The sequence below is a fragment of the Pseudomonas izuensis genome (assembly GCF_009861505.1).
Classification (GTDB): domain Bacteria; phylum Pseudomonadota; class Gammaproteobacteria; order Pseudomonadales; family Pseudomonadaceae; genus Aquipseudomonas; species Aquipseudomonas izuensis.
In genome coordinates this window covers 104,467-124,243 of sequence record NZ_WTFT01000017.1, presented here as the reverse complement: position 1 = coordinate 124,243, position 19,777 = coordinate 104,467, and the positions used below count along the sequence as shown (strand labels likewise).

The window sequence follows — 19,777 nt, the reverse complement described above, 5'->3', positions numbered from 1 at the left end:
GTGACCTGCATGTCCAGCCCACTGCGCCCGGCTCAACGGCGGCTTCCGCTGCACATTCATATCAGCGTGATGCTTACCTGCCTGCTGTTGCTGACCGGCCTGGTGCTGGGCATTTTCAATTATCAGCAATCCACTCAGATCATCCTGTCCAGCAGCGAGAAGCTCTTCGATCGCATCGAGCAGGATGTCCGTCTCGACCTCAAAGCGACCTACGAACCGATTCGTCACCTGCTGAGCGTGCAGATCCTCAATCCCGCTGTACAGGCGCCGGACCTGGAGCAACGCCTGGCGTTGCTCAAACCCTTCAGCCAGTCACTCACCGACAACCCCGATCTGGCGTCACTGTACCTGGGCTACGGCAATGGAGATTTTTTCATGGTTCGCCCCCTGCGAACCGACGACCTGAAAACACTGCTCAAAGCCCCGACGACAGCGGCGTATCAAGTGTGGAGCATCGAGCGAAACAGTGGCGGCCAGGTACATTCGCAATCCTTGTTTTTCGACCGGAACCTGGCTTTCATCAGCCGTCAGGATAATCCCGACGATCCCTACGATCCGCGTAGCCGCGCCTGGTTTACCAGCGCCGCCCGCGACAACGATCAAATCACCACCGAACCCTACGTCTTTTTCTCCACCCACAACGTCGGTACCACCCTGGCCCGACGTAGCGGCGAGCAATTGGTCATGGGCGCGGACCTGACCCTGGTCGAACTCAGTGCCACCCTGGCCAAGCATGTGGTGACCCCTGCTACCGAAATCGTCCTGTTCGATGCCCTGGGCAACGCCATTGCCTACCCCGACGCCAGCCGGCTGATCATCGACGATCAGACCGTCCGCCTGGCCAAGGCCGCCGACCTGAGCCCCAGCCTGGGTGCCCTGCTCAACAACCCTCCCGAAGGTAATCGCCTGAATGCCGGCGGTCGCCAATGGATCGTCGCCCGCAGCAGCATGCAGGAAGGAGGCCCCCGGGGACTGCAATTGGCACTTTTGGTGCCGGAAGATGAATTGCTGATCGACGCTTACCGCGTGCGCTGGCAAGGTGCGCTGATTACCCTGGCGACGCTGCTGTTGTGCGTGCCGCTGGGCTGGTTGACCTCCAGAGTCCTGGTCAAGCCCCTGCGCGCACTGGTGCAGGAAGCGGATGCGATTCGCAGTTTCGATTTCAACTTTCCGCTGTCCCGTCGCTCTCCGGTGCTCGAAATCGACCAGCTGAGTGTGTCGATGGCGCGCATGAAAGACACCCTGGCAAGCTTCTTCCAGATCACCGACAGCCTGAGCGCCGAAACCCGGTTCGCCCCGTTGCTGCAACGGGTACTGTTTGAAACCGTGAAAATCGGCCAGGCCCAGGCCGGCCTGATCTACCTGCGCGAAGGCGACGGCGATCGCATGGAACCCCACGGCCTGGTCATCAACGAGAGTGCGCAGGCCCTGTCGTCGTTCGATATCCAGGCACACGAACTGCACAACCCGCAGAGCCCCGCCTGGCTTCAGCAGTTGTCGAGCGCCGACAATGTCGTGTGCCATCTCGGGTTCGAGCAGGCGGGGGATTTGCAGAAAGTGCTGCTGGCACTGGACTGTCCCCGGGTGCACCTGATTGGCATCCGCTTGCACAATCGTCATAACGAAACCGTGGGTCTGCTGGTGTTTCTGCTGGCCGACAGCGGCAATCAGAGCGACCTGGAGAAACTTCGCCCGGATCGCATTGCGTTTCTGCAGGCCGTGTCCGGTGCAGCGGCGGTGAGTATCGAAAGCCAGCGCCTGCAAGCCCGGCAGAAACAACTGCTGGATGCCTTCATCAAGCTGCTGGCCGGTGCAATTGACGCCAAGAGCCCTTACACCGGCGGGCATTGTCAGCGTGTGCCGGCCCTGACCCTGATGCTCGCTCAAGCCGCTGCCGCCAGCAAGGATCCGGCCTTCAACGGCTATCAACCCACCGACGATGAATGGGAGGCCCTGCACATTGCGGCCTGGCTACACGACTGCGGCAAGGTCACCACCCCGGAATACGTCGTTGATAAGGCCACGAAACTTGAAACCCTGAACGATCGCATCCACGAAATCCGCACCCGTTTCGAAGTGCTCAAGCGCGATGCCTGGATCAGCTACTGGCAGGCGGTCGCCCACGGCGGCGATGAGCAACACCTGGCGCAACTGCGTGAGGCCACCCTGGCCGGGCTGGATGATGACTTCGTCTTTGTAGCCCGCTGCAATCTCGGCGGTGAAGCCATGGCCGAGAGCGACCTGCAACGCCTGCGCAGCATCGGACAGCGCACCTGGACCCGAACCCTGGATGACCGGCTGGGGGTTTCCTGGGAAGAGAATCAGCGACAGGCCCGTACCCCGCCTCCCGCATTGCCGGTCGCCGAATCGCTGCTGGCGGACAAGCCCGAGCATCTGTTCGAACGCGCCGAAGCCGAACTGATTGCGCCGGACAATCCCTGGGGGTTCAAACTCAATGTACCCCGCTACAAGTACAACCGTGGCGAACTCTACAATCTGAGCACTACCCGCGGCACCCTGACCAGTGAAGAGCGCTACATCATCAATCACCACATCGTGCAGACGATCCTGATGCTCAACCATCTGCCGTTCCCCGGCCACCTGCGCAATGTGGCGGAAATCGCCGGAGGTCATCACGAAAAGATGGACGGCACCGGCTATCCAAAACGCTTGAAGCGTGAGGACATGAGCCTGCCGGCACGGATGATGGCGATCGCCGATATTTTCGAAGCGCTGACCGCTGCCGACCGGCCGTACAAGAAAGCCAAGTCCTTGAGCGAAGCGCTGGGCATCATGGCCACCATGTGCCGGGAAGCCCACATTGACCCTGAGTTGTTCGGGTTATTCATCAAGGCGCGCATCTATCTGAAGTACGCCGAGCGTTTCCTCGACCCACGGCAAATCGATGTGGTAGACCCGTCAGGCCTGCTGATCAAGGCAGGCCTGACGGCGTGATCAGCAGTCGGTGAGGCGCAGGAAAATCGCCGCCAGTTGCTCGATACCGGCCTGGTCCTGCGCGGTGAAACGTGCCAGTTTCGGGCTGTCGAGGTCCAGCACACCGATCAGGCGACCGTCCTTGACCAGCGGCACCACCAGTTCGCTGTTAGACGCACTGTCACAGGCGATATGCCCGGGGAATGCGTGCACATCTTCGACCAACTGCGTCTGCAAGGTGGCCGCCGCGGTTCCGCACACCCCCCGACCGAACGGAATCCGCACGCAGGCGATCTGCCCCTGGAACGGACCCAGTACCAGCTCTTCGTGGCGATTGAGGTAGAATCCGGCCCAGTTCAGGTCATCGAGCTGATTGAACAGGAACGCTGAAAACTGCGCGGCGTTGGCAATGAAATCCCGCTCATCCGCCAATAGCGACTCAAGCTGCGCGTGCAGCATGCCGTAGCCTTCGAGGCCCTGGCCGCTCTTTTGTAAATCGATCATGCCTTGTGCTCCAACAGTTTCAGCCCGACCCAATAACGGGCAAATTGATACGCGCAACGTCCGTTACGATTGCCGCGCCCCGTGGCCCAGCGCACCGCGAGGATGTCCAGCTCTTCGGTGCGTTGCCACTTGAGGCCGGCCTTGTCGGCCAGTTGACCGATCCAGTGCTCGACGACGTTGAGAAAGTGTTCCTGGGTGAACGGATAGAACGACAGCCACAATCCGAAGCGATCCGACAGCGCGATCTTGTCCTCCACCGCCTCGCTGGGGTGCAATTCGCCATCGACCCGTTTCCAGTTTTCGTTATCGCTTTCCTTTTCCGGCACCAGGTGGCGACGGTTGGAGGTGGCGTACAGCAATACGTTGTCCGGTGCCTGTTCCAGGGAACCGTCGAGTACGCTTTTGAGCACGCGATAGTCACCCTCGCCCGACTCGAACGACAGGTCATCGCAGAACAACACAAAACGCTGGGGCAGTTTGGCGATCTGTTCGACCACCCGCGGCAAATCCGCCAGGTGATCGCGCTCGATCTCGATCAGGCGCAAACCGGCCTCGGCGTGCTCGGCCAGCAAGGCGCGGACCAGCGAGGATTTACCGGTGCCGCGCGAGCCCCAGAGCAACGCATGGTTGGCCGGCATGCCATCGAGAAACTGTTGGGTATTGCGCCCCAGTTGTTCCACCTGGCGGTCGACGCCGATCAGGTCGGACAAACGCATGTCGAGGCTGACCTGTAGCGGCAGCAGAAAGCCGCTACGGCCCTCGCGTTGCCAGCGCGCCGCCAGGCAGGTTGTCCAGTCGATGGCTTGCCGAGGGGTAGGCAGCAACGGTTCGATACGGGCCAGAACGGCATCGGCGCGTTCAAGAAAAGCATTCAATCGGGAATCCACGTCTTCTCCTCGGGCACGTTCACAGTAATGATGGCGATACAGCGACAGAACATAGAGCTCCAAGACCGGGATCAGCACCGATACAGAGACTCGCGAGAACATCGGCATCCATGCATCGGCTATGCTTGAGCAGCGAAGGGAAACGAAAGTGATCCAACACCCCATGGATATCAAGTTCACCAACCGGCTGTCTTACAAACAAGCCCGGCTGACCGTGCTGGTCGGTTTTATTCTGGGCACGCTGCTCAGTCTGCTGCAAATAGGCATCGATTATGCCAGCGAAGACGCCTCCATCAACCGTGAAATCCTGTCTTTGCTGGAAATCAGCCACAACCCTGCCTCACGCATCGCCTACAACATCGACGCCGAACTCGCTCAGGAATTGACCCTGGGCCTGCTGCGCTCGCCGGCGATCATCGGCGCCAGGCTGACCGACAACAACGGTAACGTGCTGGCCAACGTCAAGCGCCCCGGCCTGCAAAGCGGCTATCGCGTGCTCAGCGATCTGCTGTTCGGTGCCGACCGGCAGTTCGAGGACCGCCTTTATCTGGACCATTTGCCAGGTGAATCCCTCGGCACGCTGCAACTGGACGTCGACACCTACTCATTCGGTTATCGGTTCCTGCGTCGCGCCGAAGTGACCTTGCTCAACGGCTTCGCCCGCAGCCTGATCCTGACCGGCCTGCTGCTGGCGCTGTTTTATGTGATGCTGACCAAACCCTTGGTGCGGGTAATCCGTGAGCTCAGCGGCCGCGATTCGCGCAGCATTGAACCCACTACCCTGGAATGCCCGGCCGGACACGCCAACGACGAAATCGGCGTGCTGGTGAAAGTCGCCAACCAGCAATTCGAAAATGTCGCCACCGAAATCCAGCAGCGGCGCAACGCGGAAAACCGCCTCACCGACTACCTCAGCCAACTGGAAAACATCGTGTCGGCGCGCACCGCCGAACTCAAGGCGATCAACACCCGCCTGAGCCAATCCAATGAAGAACTGGAAGTCGCCCGCAGTACTGCCCTGGACATGGCCGAAGCGCGTTCGGTATTCCTGGCCAACATGAGCCACGAAATCCGCACGCCCCTCAATGGCCTGCTGGGGATGATTGCGCTGTCGCTTGACGGCCCCCTGACTGCCGAGCAACAGCAACAGCTGTCCATTGCCCATGACTCGGGCAAGGTGTTGGTGGAATTGCTCAACGATATTCTGGATCTGTCGAAATTCGATGCCGGCCAGCTTGAGCTCGAACACATCCCGTTCGACCTGGCCTCGCTGATCGAAGACACCGCCAACTTGCTGTCACAAAACGCGGCACCGAGTGTCGAGCTGACCTGCCTGATCGATCCGCATTTTCCGGCACTGGTACTCGGCGATCCGACCCGGGTCCGGCAGATCGTCAGTAACCTGCTGTCCAACGCCCTCAAGTTCACCCGTTTCGGGCGGGTCGATGTGCGCCTGTCGACCGCCGGCGATGGCGTCAGAATCGAGGTCTGTGACACGGGCATCGGTATTCCCCAGGACGCTCAGGTAAAGATCTTCCAACCCTTTACCCAGGCCGGTGCCGGAATTACCCGGCAATTCGGCGGCACCGGATTGGGCCTGGCGCTGACCTACAACCTTTGCGAAGCCATGCAAGGGCGCCTCACCATCAGCTCGGAAGCGGGTTTCGGCAGCCAATTCTGCGCGCAACTGCCACTGCCCCGGCACACCCGGACCCTCGTACCGCCGTCTTTGAAGGGCAAGGTCATCGCCATTACCGCCGCCAGTAGCGGCCTGGCGGAACTGCTGGGCAGCGTGTTACCTGGCTGGGGAGTGGACTATCAGCAGCGCGCCATCGACGACCCGTTGATCGGCCTGGATTTCGACATGCTGATTACCGATTGCCCGGAATGCTTGTTTAACCTGCGCCCCACCTTCACCGCGCCGATTTTGCTGGTGACCGCTTATGGCAACTTCATGCCCAGCGAACAAGTCAATGCCCTCGCCCCCTTGCAGCAGCAGGCCCGCCCCTTGGCACGCAATGCGCTGCACCAGAACCTGCGCCGCGTCCTGCAACCTGAAATCGCCGCCATTGGCGACATCCGGATCGATGCGCAATCCCCACAACGCCGCGCGCGGGTGCTGCTGGTCGAGGACAATCCGGTCAATCAACTGGTGGCCAAGGGCATGCTCGGCAAACTCGGGTGCGAAGTGATCGTCGCCGCCCATGGTGTCGAGGCGCTGGATCAGTTGGAGGGCAGCGAGTTCGATCTGGTGTTGATGGACTGCAACATGCCGGTGATGGACGGCTATGAAGCCAGTCGGCAAATACGCCGCAGCGGACGCTGGCCGCAATTGCCCATCGTCGCCCTGACCGCCAACGCCATGTCCGAAGAGCGCGAACGTTGCCGTGCGGCGGGCATGAGCGACTACCTGGCCAAACCTTTCCGCCGGGAAGAGTTGGTCGCGCTGCTGGATATCTGGATACCCGTTACGACAGTGCCTTGATTTGCCCCAACAGGTGATCCAGGCCATCGCGCAACTGATTCAGGCGATCCAGATCCACGCCGCTGTCGCACAACAGTCGAGCCTTCAGCGGTCCGACCTGATCGCGCAGTGCCAGGCCGGTCGGCGACAGACTCAAGTGCACCTCACGCTCATCCCGGGCCGAACGCTGACGCTGCACCAGCTGCAATTGCTCAAGACGCTTGAGCAACGGCGTCAGCGTGCCGGAGTCCAGCGCCAGGCGCTCACCCAGGGCCTTTACGGTCGGCTGCTCCGGCGCTGTTTCCTGCCATTCCCACAACACCAGCATCGCCAGGTATTGCGGGTAGGTAAGGCCCAGTTGATCGAGCATCGGCTTATAGGCACGGATCACCGCCCGGGAAGCGGCGTACAGCTTGAAGCAGAGCTGGCTGTCGAGGTTCAGGGAGTCGACGGACAAGGTGTTCATTTGAGCAGGGCTTCGATCTCGCGGCTCAGGTCCTGTGGTTTGGTCGCCGGGGCGAAACGCTTGACCAGCTTGCCGTCCTTGCCGATCAGGAACTTGGTGAAGTTCCACTTGATGCCTTGGGAACCTAGCACGCCCGGTGCCCGCTTTTTCAATTGCACGAACAACGGATGGGCGCCGGCGCCGTTGACCTCGATCTTTTTGAACAGCGGGAAACTGACACCGTAGTTCAACTCGCAGAACTCGCTGATCGCGCCTTCGTTACCCGGCTCCTGCTTGCCGAATTGATTGCAGGGAAAGCCCAGCACCACCAGGCCTTGGTCCTTATAGGTCTGCCACAACTCCTCCAGCCCTTTGTACTGCGGGGTGAAACCGCATTTGCTGGCGGTGTTGACCACCAGAACGGCTTTGCCGGCGAAATCCGCCAGGGTCTTTTGCTCACCTTTGATGGTGGTGCACGGGATGCTCAGCAGGTTGTCGCTCATGATGAAGGCTCCGGATTCGGGAAGATGCGCTAAACATAGCGAGCAATTGAATTGTGTGCAATTTAAATTATCGGACCCCCCCCTGTAGGAGCGAGCCTGCTCGCGATGGTCGTCAACGATAACGCGGGAAGCCTGGTGCCCCGTGCTGCCCTCAAGTCCATCGCGAGCAGGCTCGCTCCTACAGGGTAGGCATCACGCGCGCGGTACCAGGTCCAGGCACACCGAGTTGATGCAGTAACGCAGGCCGGTGGGTGGCGGGCCATCGGGGAACACATGCCCCAGGTGCGCATCGCATTTGGCGCAGACCACTTCGGTGCGGATCATGCCGTGGCTGGTGTCGCGAATCTCGACCATGGCGCTGTCGCCGATCGGCGCATAGAAACTCGGCCAGCCGCATCCGGAATCAAATTTGGTTCTGGAATCGAACAGCGGCTCGTTACAGCAGATGCAGTGGAAAATGCCGTCGACCTTGCTGTCGTTGTATTTGCCGGAGAACGGGCGTTCGGTGCCCTTGAGCCGGCACACGTTGTACTGCTCGGGATCGAGCATGGCTTTCCATTCTTCCAGGGTTTTTTCCAACTTTTCCATCATCACACCTCGGCGGCTGAAAAAGCCCGATCTGTACCTTTTCCACGGATCAGGCGGCACGTATGATTGCGCCTCGTCAAACGCCAGTCTGGCAGCCAGACCACGCGCATTCAAACGGATTTATGGATGCTGCCTCTCAAGGCGTCAGGCCTGTGTGATTACGCAGGATTCCCAGTACGGTTGTTCACACGCCGCCTGGATCGTTCATTTTCGGGAACACATCGCCATGCAGGTCAGCAAATCGAACAAGCTCGCCAACGTCTGCTACGACATTCGCGGCCCGGTGCTCAAGCACGCCAAACGCCTGGAAGAGGAAGGCCATCGCATCCTCAAGCTGAACATCGGCAACCCGGCGCCCTTTGGTTTCGAAGCGCCGGATGAAATCCTCCAGGACGTCATCCGCAACTTGCCGACCGCCCAGGGTTACAGTGATTCCAAGGGCCTGTTCAGCGCGCGCAAGGCCGTGATGCAGTACTACCAGCAAAAGCAGGTGGAAGGCGTCGGCATAGAAGACATCTACCTGGGCAATGGTGTTTCCGAGCTGATCGTGATGTCGATGCAGGCTCTGCTCAACAACGGCGACGAAGTGCTGGTACCGGCCCCGGACTACCCGCTGTGGACCGCGGCAGTGAGCCTGTCGGGTGGTAATCCGGTGCACTACCTGTGCGACGAGCAGGCCAACTGGTGGCCGGACCTGGCGGATATCAAGGCCAAGATCACCCCGAACACCAAGGCACTGGTGATCATCAATCCGAACAACCCGACTGGCGCGGTGTACTCCAAAGAAGTCCTGCTGGGCATGCTGGAACTGGCCCGCCAGCACAATCTGGTGGTGTTCTCCGACGAAATCTACGACAAGATCCTGTACGACGATGCCGTGCACATCTGCACCGCCTCCCTGGCGCCGGACTTGCTGTGCCTGACCTTCAATGGCCTGTCCAAGTCCTATCGCGTCGCCGGTTTCCGCTCCGGCTGGATCGCCATTTCCGGCCCGAAACACCATGCCCAGAGCTACATCGAAGGCATCGACATGCTGGCCAACATGCGTCTGTGTGCCAACGTGCCGAGCCAGCATGCGATCCAGACCGCGCTGGGTGGTTATCAGAGCATCAACGATCTGGTGCTGCCGCCCGGGCGCCTGCTGGAACAGCGCAACCGCACCTGGGAACTGCTCAATGACATTCCCGGCGTGAGCTGCGTCAAGCCGATGGGCGCGCTGTATGCGTTCCCGCGCATCGATCCGAAAGTCTGTCCGATCCATAACGACGAAAAATTCGTCCTGGACCTGCTGCTCTCCGAGAAGCTGCTGGTGGTGCAAGGCACGGCCTTCAACTGGCCGTGGCCGGACCACTTCCGCGTCGTGACCCTGCCACGGGTCGATGACCTGGACATGGCTATCGGGCGCATCGGCAACTTCCTCAAAACCTATCGCCAGTAAATAGCCATCACCGTGCGACGCCCACACGCGTCGCACGGTGATTCATTCAGCAACACATGTTTACGCCCTGCCGAATACAGTCATCTCGTTTCCCGACCAACCACACACGGCCTGCTCTCGCCTAACAACAGCGGGCGCTGCAATGCCCACAAGTCTTACAAACACTTCCCAGTACAACGTCGGAAATGCCCTGCAAGCAGCTAAGCTATTGCCGTAGGACACAGTTTGAAATAGTCACCTGGTTGAATACCCCAGTGCAGCACCTTATATACCCCGCAGTACGCTACATCTTTAGCATAAGGAGATTTCTACAACCATGATGCGCATCCTGCTGTTTTTGGCCACTAACCTGGCGGTCGTGCTGATTGCCAGCATCACGCTAAGCCTTTTCGGCTTCAACGGGTTCATGGCGGCCAATGGGGTTGATCTCAACCTCAATCAGCTGCTGATTTTCTGTGCGGTCTTTGGTTTCGCCGGTTCCCTGTTCTCGCTGTTCATCTCCAAGTGGATGGCGAAGATGAGCACCAGCACCCAGATCATTACCCAGCCACGTACTCGCCACGAGCAATGGCTGCTGCAAACCGTCGAGCAACTGTCCCGTGAAGCCGGGATCAAGATGCCCGAAGTCGGGATTTTCCCGGCCTACGAAGCGAACGCGTTCGCCACCGGCTGGAACAAGAACGACGCACTCGTCGCGGTCAGCCAGGGCTTGCTGGAGCGTTTCTCGCCGGATGAAGTGAAGGCCGTTCTGGCTCACGAAATCGGTCATGTGGCCAATGGCGACATGGTGACCCTGGCGCTGATCCAGGGCGTGGTGAACACCTTCGTGATGTTCTTCGCACGGATCATCGGCAACTTTGTCGACAAGGTGATCTTCAAGAACGAAGAAGGCCAGGGCATCGCTTACTACGTGGCGACCATTTTCGCCGAACTGGTCCTGGGTATCCTGGCCAGCGCCATCGTCATGTGGTTCTCGCGCAAACGGGAATTTCGTGCCGACGAAGCCGGGGCAAACCTGGCCGGTACTGCCGCGATGATCGGTGCGCTGCAACGCCTGCGTGCAGAGCAAGGCCTGCCGGTGCATATGCCTGACACACTGAATGCCTTCGGCATCAACGGTGGCCTCAAACAGGGCTTCGCTCGCATGTTCATGAGCCATCCACCGCTGGAAGAGCGTATCGACGCACTGGCTCGTCGTCGGGGTTGAGTGCTTCCAAGGCAAACAAGAAGGCCCGCAGTAATGCGGGCCTTTTTTTCCGTTTGAATATCGCATTGATTTTCAGGGCCTCTTCGCGGGCAAGCCCGCTCCCACAGGAAACGCGCGATCTCATGATTGGCACATGACCTGTGGGAGCGGGCTTGCCCGCGAAGGGGACCTAAGGGTCGCTACAAATCAGCGGCTGGAAACCCGATACACCCGCTCCTCAAGCCGCGTAACACCCGCCTCCAGAAATTTCCCGCTCTCGCTCAAGACATCCCGATCCTCCAGGATCTTCAACCCCCACGCAGCCCCGTACAACCGCTGCACTTCATCGTCGAGCACGGCGAATGGTGGCCCGGACATTTGTGCCTGATCGTAATCCAGGGTGATCAATAACCCGAGGGACTGCCTGGGCAATATTCGTTTCAAATGTTCGGCATAGCGCTCCCGCATCGCCGGCGGCAACGCAATCAGCGCCGCGCGATCATAAAGCGCGGAGCAATCCGCCACATCACCGGCACTCAGGGAGAAGAAATCACCGCACCACAGTTCAATCGAACCGGCGCGATAGACCTTGAATGGTCCCTGCTCGCTGATGGCGGGATCGAAACCATGCTCTGCGAAGAAATCCTCCACGGCTTTTTCCGACAACTCTATGCCCAGGACTTCATGCCCTTGGTGAGCCAGCCATAACAAATCCAGGCTCTTGCCGCACAACGGCACCAGCACCCGCGAACCTTCCTCCAGACCCAGCTGTGGCCAGAACCGTTTCAGATGACCGTTCACCTGCGGCAGATGAAAGCCGATCTGATTCGACGCCCACTTCTTGTGCCAAAACTCCGGCTGCATAAATAACCCCGAAAATTCGATCAAAACACCCTAAAACTTATATTAGATTTAGATCAATGATCTGACTGAAGATGGTGCCATCTTAACTCTCAGGAGCTCATTCATGTTCCCCAGCCTGTACATATCCCATGGCTCCCCGATGCTGGCCCTGGAACCCGGCGCCAGCGGGCCGGCCCTCGCTCGCCTGGCGGCAGAAATGCCCAAGCCCAAAGCCATCGTGATTGTTTCGGCGCACTGGGAAAGTCATGAACTCTTGGTCAGCGCCAATCCCCGGCCCGAAACCTGGCATGACTTCGGTGGTTTTCCAAAGGCGCTGTTCGAAGTGCAATATCCGGCACCCGGCGATCCCAGGCTGGCGGCCGAGGTTGTCGAGCTGTTGAACGCAGCCGACCTTCCCGCACGCAGCGACACCCAGCGGCCGTTTGACCACGGCGTCTGGGTGCCCTTGTCATTGATGTATCCGCAGGCCGATATTCCGATCGTCCAGGTTTCCCTGCCAACCCGTGGCGGTCCCGTCCTGCAAACCCGCGTCGGCCATGCCCTGGCCAGCTTGCGCGAACAGGGTGTGCTGTTGATCGGCTCCGGCAGTATTACCCACAACCTGCGGGAACTGGACTGGCATGCCGGCCCTGAGAGCGTCGAACCCTGGGCGCAGGCATTTCGCGACTGGATGATCGAAAAACTTGAGGCCAACGACGAAACGGTTTTGCACGATTATCGTCAACAGGCACCGAACGCCGTGCGCAACCATCCCAGCGATGAACACCTGCTTCCGCTGTACTTTGCCCGCGGTGCCGGGGGAGATTTCAGCGTTGCCCACAAAGGCTTCACGATGGGGGCGCTGGGTATGGATATCTACCGCTTCGGCTGACTTGAAGTTCAAAGGATCGCAGCCTGCGGCAGCTCCTACAAAGAAATACAACTCGATGTAGGAGCTGCCGCAGGCTGCGATCTTTGTTACAGGCAAAAAAAATCCCCGAACTAGTCGGGGATTTTTTATGTTCGATCAATCAGCCCGAAAGCGGATCAATCTTCGCGATAGCGACGCAGCTTCAACTGCTTACCGGCAACGCGAGTGTCCTTCAGTTTGGTCAGCAGACGCTCCAGACCATCTTCCGGCAGCTCGACGAGGCTGAAGCTGTCGCGCACCTGGATGCGACCGATGGCTTCACGGGCCAGACCACCTTCATTGAGGATGGCGCCCAGCAGGTTCTTGGCAGCGATACCGTCACGCGCACCCAGCGCGGTACGGCAACGGGCACGACCTTCGGCCAACGGGATCGGAGCGCGACGCTCACGGTCACCACGGTCAGGACGATCACCGGAACGCTCTGGACGATCGCCACGCGGTGCGTTGTTCGGCACCAGTGGACGCTCTTTCTCGATAGCAGCCAGGTTCAGCGCTTGACCGTTGGTAGCCTTGCGCAGCAGGGCTGCGGCCAGGGCACGCGGGCTGCAACCGATGTCGGCGGTCAGGCGATCCAGCAGATCACCGTGAGTCGATTCGGCATCGGCCACCAGCGGCGACAGGCTGTTGGTCAGCTTCTTGATGCGTGCATCCAGAACGGCTTGAGCGTCCGGCAGGCGAACTTCAGCAACCTTCTGACCGGTTACACGCTCGATCACTTGCAGCATGCGGCGCTCACGTGGAGTCACCAGCAACAGCGCACGGCCTTCGCGACCGGCACGGCCGGTACGGCCGATACGGTGAACGTAGGATTCCGGGTCGTACGGCATGTCAACGTTGAATACGTGAGTGATGCGCGGTACGTCCAGGCCACGAGCAGCAACGTCGGTTGCCACAACGATGTCCAGACGGCCATCCTTGAGGGAGTCGATCACGCGCTCACGCTGGTTCTGGGCAATGTCACCGTTCAGCGCAGCGGCTTTGTAGCCTTTGGCTTCCAGGGCGCTGGCCAGGTCCAGGGTTGCTTGCTTGGTGCGCACGAACATGATCAGCGCGTCGAAATCTTCCACTTCCAGCAAGCTGAGAACGGCAGAAGTCTTCTGGTCAGCGTGAACCAACAGGTGAGCCTGTTCGATCGCGGTAACGGTCTGGGTCTTGCTCTGGATCTTCACGTGCTTCGGATCGCGCAGGTGGCGTTCGGCGATGGCACGGATCGATTGCGGCAAGGTGGCCGAGAACAATACGGTCTGACGGGTTTCCGGCATGGCCTTGAAGATAACTTCCAGGTCGTCCATGAAGCCCAGCTTGAGCATTTCGTCTGCTTCGTCGAGAACCAGGTGGTTCACGGTCGCCAGCACTTTTTCGTCGCGACGCAGGTGGTCGCACAGACGGCCCGGAGTGGCGACAACGATCTGTGCGCCATTACGGATTGCTTTCAATTGTGGGCCCATCGGCGCGCCGCCGTAGACAGCCACAACAGTTACGCCCGGCATTTGCTTGGCGTAGGTTTCGAAAGCGGTTGCAACTTGTAGCGCCAACTCACGAGTTGGGGCCAGGATCAGAGCTTGCGGCTCGCGCTTGGACGGATCAATGCGGTGCAGGATAGGCAGGGCAAAGGCAGCGGTTTTACCGGTACCGGTTTGCGCCTGACCAATCATATCGTGACCGGCGAGAATGATCGGGATCGACTGCTGCTGAATGGCCGAAGGCTCTTCATAGCCGGTAGCGACTACTGCAGCGACAATATTGGGATGAAGTTCAAGAGCGGCGAAGCCGCCGATTTCCTGGGTCATGGGTCTGCCTCTAAGTGCATCCGCAAAGACCCATGCTCCAAAGCTGCGCATGCCGTGTTGAGACTCAAGAGTCGCCCTGGCAGCTTTGTCGGCGGGGATTTGCGAAAACGAATGAATGAAAAGAATCGTTAAGGAAGAGTCCGCTGTACGGACGTGCAACCGAAGCTGACTTCGGGTAATTGCTCCACCTAAACGCGGCCCGGCTAAAGGCCGGCGCGCACTATACCGGAATTTGCCGAAAAAGGGAGCCTTTTTTTAACGTAAAACTGCCGCGTACAGCGTTCTGTCACAGGCTTTGCGGATAATCGTGCAAGCGTCTATTTTTCAAAGGCCCGGCCCTGCGGGTCATGGCGCTAAAACGGTTCACCTTGAACACGCGGACCGTCGGTCCGACTCCCCTTCCCGCTCGAGGAAATGCCCTCATGAAAGAGCTCGACACCCACCGTGTGAGCCGTGAAAAGCGCGGTCATGTCCTGTTGATCGGCCTGGATCGGGTCGCCAAACGCAATGCCTTCGATCTCGACCTGCTCAACGAGCTAAGCCTGGCTTATGGCGAGTTCGAGGCCGACAGCGAGGCGCGGGTGGCGGTGGTATTTGGTCATGGCGAGCATTTCACCGCCGGTCTGGATCTGGTGAATGCCAGCACCGCGCTGACCGAAGGCTGGCAGGCTCCGCCCGGTGGCTGCGATCCATGGGGGGTATTTGCCGGCCCCCGAGTCAGCAAACCGGTGATCGTCGCTGCCCAGGGTTACTGCCTGACCATCGGCATCGAGTTGATGCTGGCCGCCGATATCAACTTGTGCGCCAGCAATACCCGCTTCGCGCAAATGGAAGTACAGCGTGGCATCTTTCCCTTTGGCGGTGCCACGCTACGCCTGCATCAAGTGGCCGGCTGGGGCAATGCCATGCGCTGGATGCTGACCGGCGATGAGTTCGACGCCCATGATGCCTTGCACTTGGGCTTGGTGCAGGAAGTCATGGCCAGCGAGGATTTGCTGCCCAGGGCGATCGAGCTGGCCGAGCGCATTGCCCGTCAGGCGCCGCTGGGGGTTCAGGCCACATTGATGTCGGCGCGACAGGCGCGTTATGAAGGGGAAACGGCTGCTGCCCAAGGGTTGCCAGCGCTGGTGAAGAAATTGCTGAGCAGTGAGGATGCCCAAGAGGGGGTGCGATCGCTGGTGGAGCGGCGGCCCGGAGTATTCAAAGGCTGTTGAGAATTGTGTCGGCATTGATATCGCAATCGCGGGCAAGCCTTGCTCCCACAGGTTTTACATCGTCCACAGAGAATGTGAACGACACAAAACCTGTGGGAGCAAGGCTTGCCCGCGATGAGGCCCAACCAGACAGCACTCAAGTCGCCGGGCGAATCGCCTTGATCAACGACTGCAACGAATACCCCAACCGCGGCGCCAGTGCTTCAGCGCGAGCGATCAGACCGTCCATGTCCAGCTCCTGATCCAGCTCCGAAGGCACGATCAGGATCACGTTGCCCTCCTTCACCGGCAACTCCCAGTAATGCCGGTGATAGAGCCCGCGCAGCAATGCGGCGCCCAATGGCTTGCCGTCATCGGTTGCCCACTGATTGATCACCAGCCATCCACCCGGATTCAGGCGTTTCTGGCAGTTCTCCAGGAAGGTCCAGGCCAGATGCCCAACGCCCGGACCCACGTCGGTATAGAGGTCGACAAAAATCAGGTCCGCCGGCTCGGCGGTGTCGAGCAGTTCCAGTGCATCACCCACGCGGATATACAGGCGCGGATCGTCATCCAGCCCCAGGTATTCGATGGCCAGGCGCGGCACATCGGGGCGCAGTTCGATGGCCTCGACATCTTCCAGCGGCAGGAACTTGAGGCAGGCCTGGGTCAGCGTGCCCGCGCCGAGACCGAGGAACAGCGCGGTTTCGGGCTGTTCGTGGCACAGCGCACCGATCAGCATCGCCCGGGTGTAATCGTATTCGAGCCAACTCGGGTCGGCTGTAAACACACAGCTTTGCTCGATGGCATCACCGAATTCGAGAAAACGGTAATCAGCCACTTCCAGCACACGAATCACGCCAAATTCGTCCTGCACCTCGGCGAGCAAATGCTCGACGCGCTCCTCAGTCATTTCGTCTCCCGATCGTCACCATGCCTTCAATATAAAAAGCGGCAACGCAATAACACCGCGAACAGGGTGCGGCAAAGGCGCGATTGTCCGCCAAGCTTCGGGAACAGGTCACGCACTAATTGCTGATAACATGGTTGTCCGAGCGTAAAACATTAGAGACCGCGATGAGCCAACCCTGGAGCCCTGACAGCTGGCGCGCCTTGCCGATCCAGCAACAACCCCGATACCCCGACGCGGCGCATTTGCAGCATGTCGAGCAAACCCTGGCCAGCTATCCACCGCTGGTGTTTGCCGGTGAAGCCCGGGAATTGCGCCGTCAGTTTGCCGAGGTGACCCAGGGCCGCGCGTTTCTGTTACAGGGCGGCGACTGCGCGGAAAGCTTCGCCGAGTTCTCCGCCGCGAAAATCCGCGACACCTTCAAGGTGCTGTTGCAAATGGCGATCGTCATGACCTTCGCGGCCGGTTGCCCGGTGGTCAAGGTCGGGCGCATGGCCGGGCAATTCGCCAAGCCCCGCTCGGCCAACGATGAGACGATCGACGGCGTGACCCTGCCGGCCTACCGTGGCGATATCGTCAACGGTATCGGTTTCGACGAAAAAAGCCGCGTGCCGGACCCGGAGCGCCTGCTGCAGTCCTATCACCAATCCACCGCCACCCTGAACCTGTTGCGCGCATTCGCCCAGGGCGGGTTTGCCGACCTGCATCAGGTGCACAAGTGGAATCTGGACTTCATCGCCAACTCGGCCCTGGCGGAAAAATACAGCCACTTGGCCGACCGCATCGATGAAACCCTGGCCTTCATGCGCGCCTGCGGCATGGACAGCTCGCCGCAACTGCGCGAAACCAGTTTTTTCACCGCCCACGAAGCGCTGTTGTTGAACTACGAAGAAGCCTTCGTGCGCCGCGACAGCCTGACCAACGATTATTACGACTGCTCGGCCCATATGCTGTGGATTGGCGACCGCACCCGTCAGCTCGACGGTGCCCACGTCGAATTCCTGCGCGGGGTGAATAACCCGATCGGGGTCAAGGTCGGCCCGAGCATGAACCCCGAAGACCTGATCCGCCTGATCGACGTGCTTAACCCGGACAATGATCCTGGCCGTCTGAACCTGATTGCGCGGATGGGCGCGAACAAGGTCGGCGATCACTTGCCGCAGCTCATTCGCGCCGTGCAGCGTGAAGGCAAGCAAGTGCTGTGGAGTTCGGACCCGATGCACGGAAACACCATCAAGGCCAGTAGCGGCTACAAGACCCGCGACTTCGCGCAGATCCTCGGCGAAGTGAAGCAGTTCTTCCAGGTGCACGAAGCCGAAGGCAGTTATGCCGGTGGCATTCACATCGAGATGACCGGGCAGAACGTTACCGAGTGCATTGGTGGCGCGCGTCCGATAACCGAGGACGGTTTGTCAGATCGTTACCATACCCATTGCGACCCGCGGATGAATGCCGACCAGTCGCTGGAGCTGGCATTCCTGATTGCTGAAACCCTGAAGCAAGTTCGGCGCTAGATTGTGCTACGCCCATCGCGAGCAAGCTTTGCTCCCACAGGTTTTGTGTCGTTCGCCGACCGTGTGCACGACACAAACCTGTGGGAGCAAAGCTTGCTCGCGAAGGCGCCGGTTCAGGCACCATCAATTTCGGCCAATGCCACCCGCAACCGCCCGGCACTTGCCCGCGGGCAATTCAACTGCACCCGCTCCAACCCCAACCAATCCGCCATCCGCCGCAGATTGACCGCCAACGCCAGCATCCCGTCCTCATCCAGCCCTGGCTCTTCCTCATGCACCGCATGCACCGCCAACTGCCCCGCCGCCCGTTCGGCGCGCAGATCAACCCGCGCGGCGATCCGTTCGTTGTGCAAGAACGGCAGGACGTAATAGCCATAGACCCGTTTGTCCTGCGGCGTGTAAATTTCCAGCCGATAGCGAAAATCGAACAGGCGCTCGGTGCGGCTGCGTTCCCAAATCAGCGAGTCGAAAGGTGAAAGCAGCGCACTGGCCGCGACCTTGCGTGGCAGCTTGGGCTCGGGCAGACAATACGCCGGTTGCCGCCAGCCCCGGACCTCGCAAACGAGCAACTCACCCGCCTCGACCAATTCATCAAGACGCGGGCGACTGTCAGCGGGGTTCAAGCGAAAATAGTCACGCAAGTCCTTCTCGGTCCCAACCCCCAAAGCTGTCGCGGCATGCAGCAACAGACCACGCTGGGCCTGGGCCTCGCTCAACAGTGGTTGCGCAAGAATCGCCGAAGGAATCACCCGTTCAGGCAGGTCATAAAGCCGCTCGAATCCGCGCCGGCTGGCGACGGTCACTTCACCCGCGGCGAACAACCATTCCAGCGCATGCTTTTCCGCGCTCCAGTCCCACCACGGCCCCGCCCGCTCCTGGCGCGTCGACAAACTACCCGCACCCAGCGCGCCCTGTTCCTGAACGCTAGCCAGCACCCGGCGAATCGTGTCCTGCTGTTCACGACCGAATTGCGCCAGTTGCTGATAGATATCTTCGCCCCGGGTCGCACGTTGCATGCGCCAGCGCATCAACGGGTACATCGACAAGGGCAGCAACGAGGCCTCATGACCCCAGTATTCGAACAAGGTGCGACGCCGGCCCTGACTCCAGGCGGCCTGGTCGAGCAAGTCGGATGAGTAATTGCCGAGACGGGAAAACAGCGGAAGGTAGTGCGAACGCACCACTGCATTGACGGAATCGATCTGCAGAATGCCCAGCCGCTCGATCAGACGGTTGAGTTGAACCGGTTTGATCGCCGCCGGCGGCTGGCGCCCGTTGAATCCTTGGGCAGCCAGCGCCAGACGCCGAGCCTGTTTGAGGGAAAAGGACTGTGTTGCGGGCATGAGCATCTCCTTGTCTGCTCGCAACCTACCTCACCGAAAGTCGGTTTGTGTAGTTGTGATCTACTCATTTGTGCATCGGGTCGCTCCAGAACGGTTTGACCGACTCGAACTCCACGTCCGCGCGGCTCATACCGATGTCTTTCAGCGCTTCGTCACTCAGGCTTGCCAACAACTCGCGTTCCCGGTGAAGTTCATACCAGCGGCTGAACTTGTGCAACAGATCCGATACCAGATGGTGAGAGTGTTTTTCTACGGCTGGATATTCATGTTGACCTTTCATCTTGTTGCCCTCCGTTTGGATGGC

17 protein-coding genes are annotated in these 19,777 nt (G+C 59.9%); 7 read left to right on the top strand and 10 right to left on the bottom strand.

What is annotated here, in order from left to right:
* Window positions 1-9: 9 nt before the first annotated feature.
* A complete protein-coding gene (locus GPL81_RS17100; protein ID WP_160107679.1) occupies window positions 10-2,955 on the top strand; it encodes an HD domain-containing phosphohydrolase in 2,946 nt (981 codons plus the stop codon).
* Here GPL81_RS17100 and GPL81_RS17095 read toward each other — a convergent pair whose 3' ends face one another.
* Window positions 2,956-3,438 carry a GAF domain-containing protein gene (locus tag GPL81_RS17095; RefSeq protein ID WP_115948251.1) on the bottom strand — a complete coding sequence of 161 codons (483 nt, stop codon included), beginning with the start codon at window positions 3,436-3,438 and terminating at the stop codon, window positions 2,956-2,958.
* On the bottom strand, window positions 3,435-4,325 hold the full coding sequence (locus GPL81_RS17090; RefSeq protein ID WP_121105955.1) for an ATP-binding protein: 891 nt from the start codon (window positions 4,323-4,325) through the stop codon (window positions 3,435-3,437). Before GPL81_RS17090 ends, GPL81_RS17095 begins: the two co-directional genes overlap by 4 nt.
* 121 nt (window positions 4,326-4,446) lie before the next feature.
* On the opposite strand from GPL81_RS17090, the gene GPL81_RS17085 reads away from it, so the two are divergent.
* Window positions 4,447-6,810: a hybrid sensor histidine kinase/response regulator gene (locus GPL81_RS17085; RefSeq protein ID WP_160107678.1), complete on the top strand. Its 2,364-nt coding sequence runs from the start codon at window positions 4,447-4,449 to the stop codon at window positions 6,808-6,810.
* Here the strand turns inward: GPL81_RS17085 and GPL81_RS17080 are convergent.
* The 3 genes from GPL81_RS17080 to msrB form a co-directional block, all read right to left on the bottom strand.
* Complete coding sequence (locus tag GPL81_RS17080; protein ID WP_160107677.1) at window positions 6,794-7,255, bottom strand: MarR family winged helix-turn-helix transcriptional regulator; 462 nt, start codon at window positions 7,253-7,255, stop codon at window positions 6,794-6,796. The two genes, GPL81_RS17085 and GPL81_RS17080, sit on opposite strands and share 17 nt — an antisense overlap.
* Window positions 7,252-7,737 (bottom strand): glutathione peroxidase, encoded by a 486-nt coding sequence (locus GPL81_RS17075; RefSeq protein WP_008075665.1) that lies wholly within the window; start codon window positions 7,735-7,737, stop codon window positions 7,252-7,254. The genes GPL81_RS17080 and GPL81_RS17075 overlap by 4 nt, the downstream gene beginning before the upstream one ends.
* A 192-nt stretch (window positions 7,738-7,929) precedes the next feature.
* Window positions 7,930-8,325: a peptide-methionine (R)-S-oxide reductase MsrB gene (gene msrB / locus GPL81_RS17070; protein WP_160107676.1), complete on the bottom strand. Its 396-nt coding sequence runs from the start codon at window positions 8,323-8,325 to the stop codon at window positions 7,930-7,932.
* Between the two features lie 226 nt (window positions 8,326-8,551).
* Here msrB and GPL81_RS17065 point away from each other — a divergent pair, with 226 nt between their 5' ends.
* Together GPL81_RS17065 and htpX are read left to right on the top strand one after the other, a co-directional pair.
* Window positions 8,552-9,763 (top strand): pyridoxal phosphate-dependent aminotransferase, encoded by a 1,212-nt coding sequence (locus GPL81_RS17065; protein ID WP_096509778.1) that lies wholly within the window; start codon window positions 8,552-8,554, stop codon window positions 9,761-9,763.
* Between the two features lie 316 nt (window positions 9,764-10,079).
* Window positions 10,080-10,970 carry a protease HtpX gene (gene htpX, locus GPL81_RS17060; RefSeq protein ID WP_077044600.1) on the top strand — a complete coding sequence of 297 codons (891 nt, stop codon included), beginning with the start codon at window positions 10,080-10,082 and terminating at the stop codon, window positions 10,968-10,970.
* A gap of 186 nt (window positions 10,971-11,156) precedes the next feature.
* On the opposite strand, the gene GPL81_RS17055 is transcribed toward htpX, so the two are convergent.
* Window positions 11,157-11,813 carry a thiopurine S-methyltransferase gene (locus tag GPL81_RS17055; protein WP_160107675.1) on the bottom strand — a complete coding sequence of 219 codons (657 nt, stop codon included), beginning with the start codon at window positions 11,811-11,813 and terminating at the stop codon, window positions 11,157-11,159.
* Window positions 11,814-11,916: 103 nt separating this feature from the next.
* Here GPL81_RS17055 and GPL81_RS17050 point away from each other — a divergent pair, with 103 nt between their 5' ends.
* Window positions 11,917-12,684 carry a DODA-type extradiol aromatic ring-opening family dioxygenase gene (locus GPL81_RS17050; RefSeq protein ID WP_160107674.1) on the top strand — a complete coding sequence of 256 codons (768 nt, stop codon included), beginning with the start codon at window positions 11,917-11,919 and terminating at the stop codon, window positions 12,682-12,684.
* A 155-nt stretch (window positions 12,685-12,839) separates the two neighbouring features.
* Here the strand turns inward: GPL81_RS17050 and GPL81_RS17045 are convergent, their stop codons facing one another.
* Window positions 12,840-14,513, bottom strand: a complete 1,674-nt coding sequence (locus GPL81_RS17045; RefSeq protein ID WP_096509775.1) for a DEAD/DEAH box helicase — start codon at window positions 14,511-14,513, stop codon at window positions 12,840-12,842.
* A 422-nt stretch (window positions 14,514-14,935) separates the two neighbouring features.
* Here GPL81_RS17045 and GPL81_RS17040 point away from each other — a divergent pair, with 422 nt between their 5' ends.
* Window positions 14,936-15,727, top strand: a complete 792-nt coding sequence (locus GPL81_RS17040; RefSeq protein WP_160107673.1) for a crotonase/enoyl-CoA hydratase family protein — start codon at window positions 14,936-14,938, stop codon at window positions 15,725-15,727.
* A gap of 136 nt (window positions 15,728-15,863) precedes the next feature.
* Here GPL81_RS17040 and GPL81_RS17035 read toward each other — a convergent pair whose 3' ends face one another.
* A complete protein-coding gene (locus tag GPL81_RS17035; protein ID WP_160107672.1) occupies window positions 15,864-16,619 on the bottom strand; it encodes a spermidine synthase in 756 nt (251 codons plus the stop codon).
* A 164-nt stretch (window positions 16,620-16,783) separates the two neighbouring features.
* Here GPL81_RS17035 and GPL81_RS17030 point away from each other — a divergent pair, with 164 nt between their 5' ends.
* Window positions 16,784-18,130 carry a class II 3-deoxy-7-phosphoheptulonate synthase gene (locus GPL81_RS17030; protein WP_160107671.1) on the top strand — a complete coding sequence of 449 codons (1,347 nt, stop codon included), beginning with the start codon at window positions 16,784-16,786 and terminating at the stop codon, window positions 18,128-18,130.
* 113 nt (window positions 18,131-18,243) lie between these two features.
* Here the strand turns inward: GPL81_RS17030 and GPL81_RS17025 are convergent, their stop codons facing one another.
* On the bottom strand, window positions 18,244-19,473 hold the full coding sequence (locus GPL81_RS17025) for a winged helix-turn-helix domain-containing protein (RefSeq protein WP_160107670.1): 1,230 nt from the start codon (window positions 19,471-19,473) through the stop codon (window positions 18,244-18,246).
* A 64-nt stretch (window positions 19,474-19,537) separates the two neighbouring features.
* Window positions 19,538-19,753: a DUF1127 domain-containing protein gene (locus GPL81_RS17020; protein WP_096509770.1), complete on the bottom strand. Its 216-nt coding sequence runs from the start codon at window positions 19,751-19,753 to the stop codon at window positions 19,538-19,540.
* Window positions 19,754-19,777 lie beyond the last annotated feature (24 nt).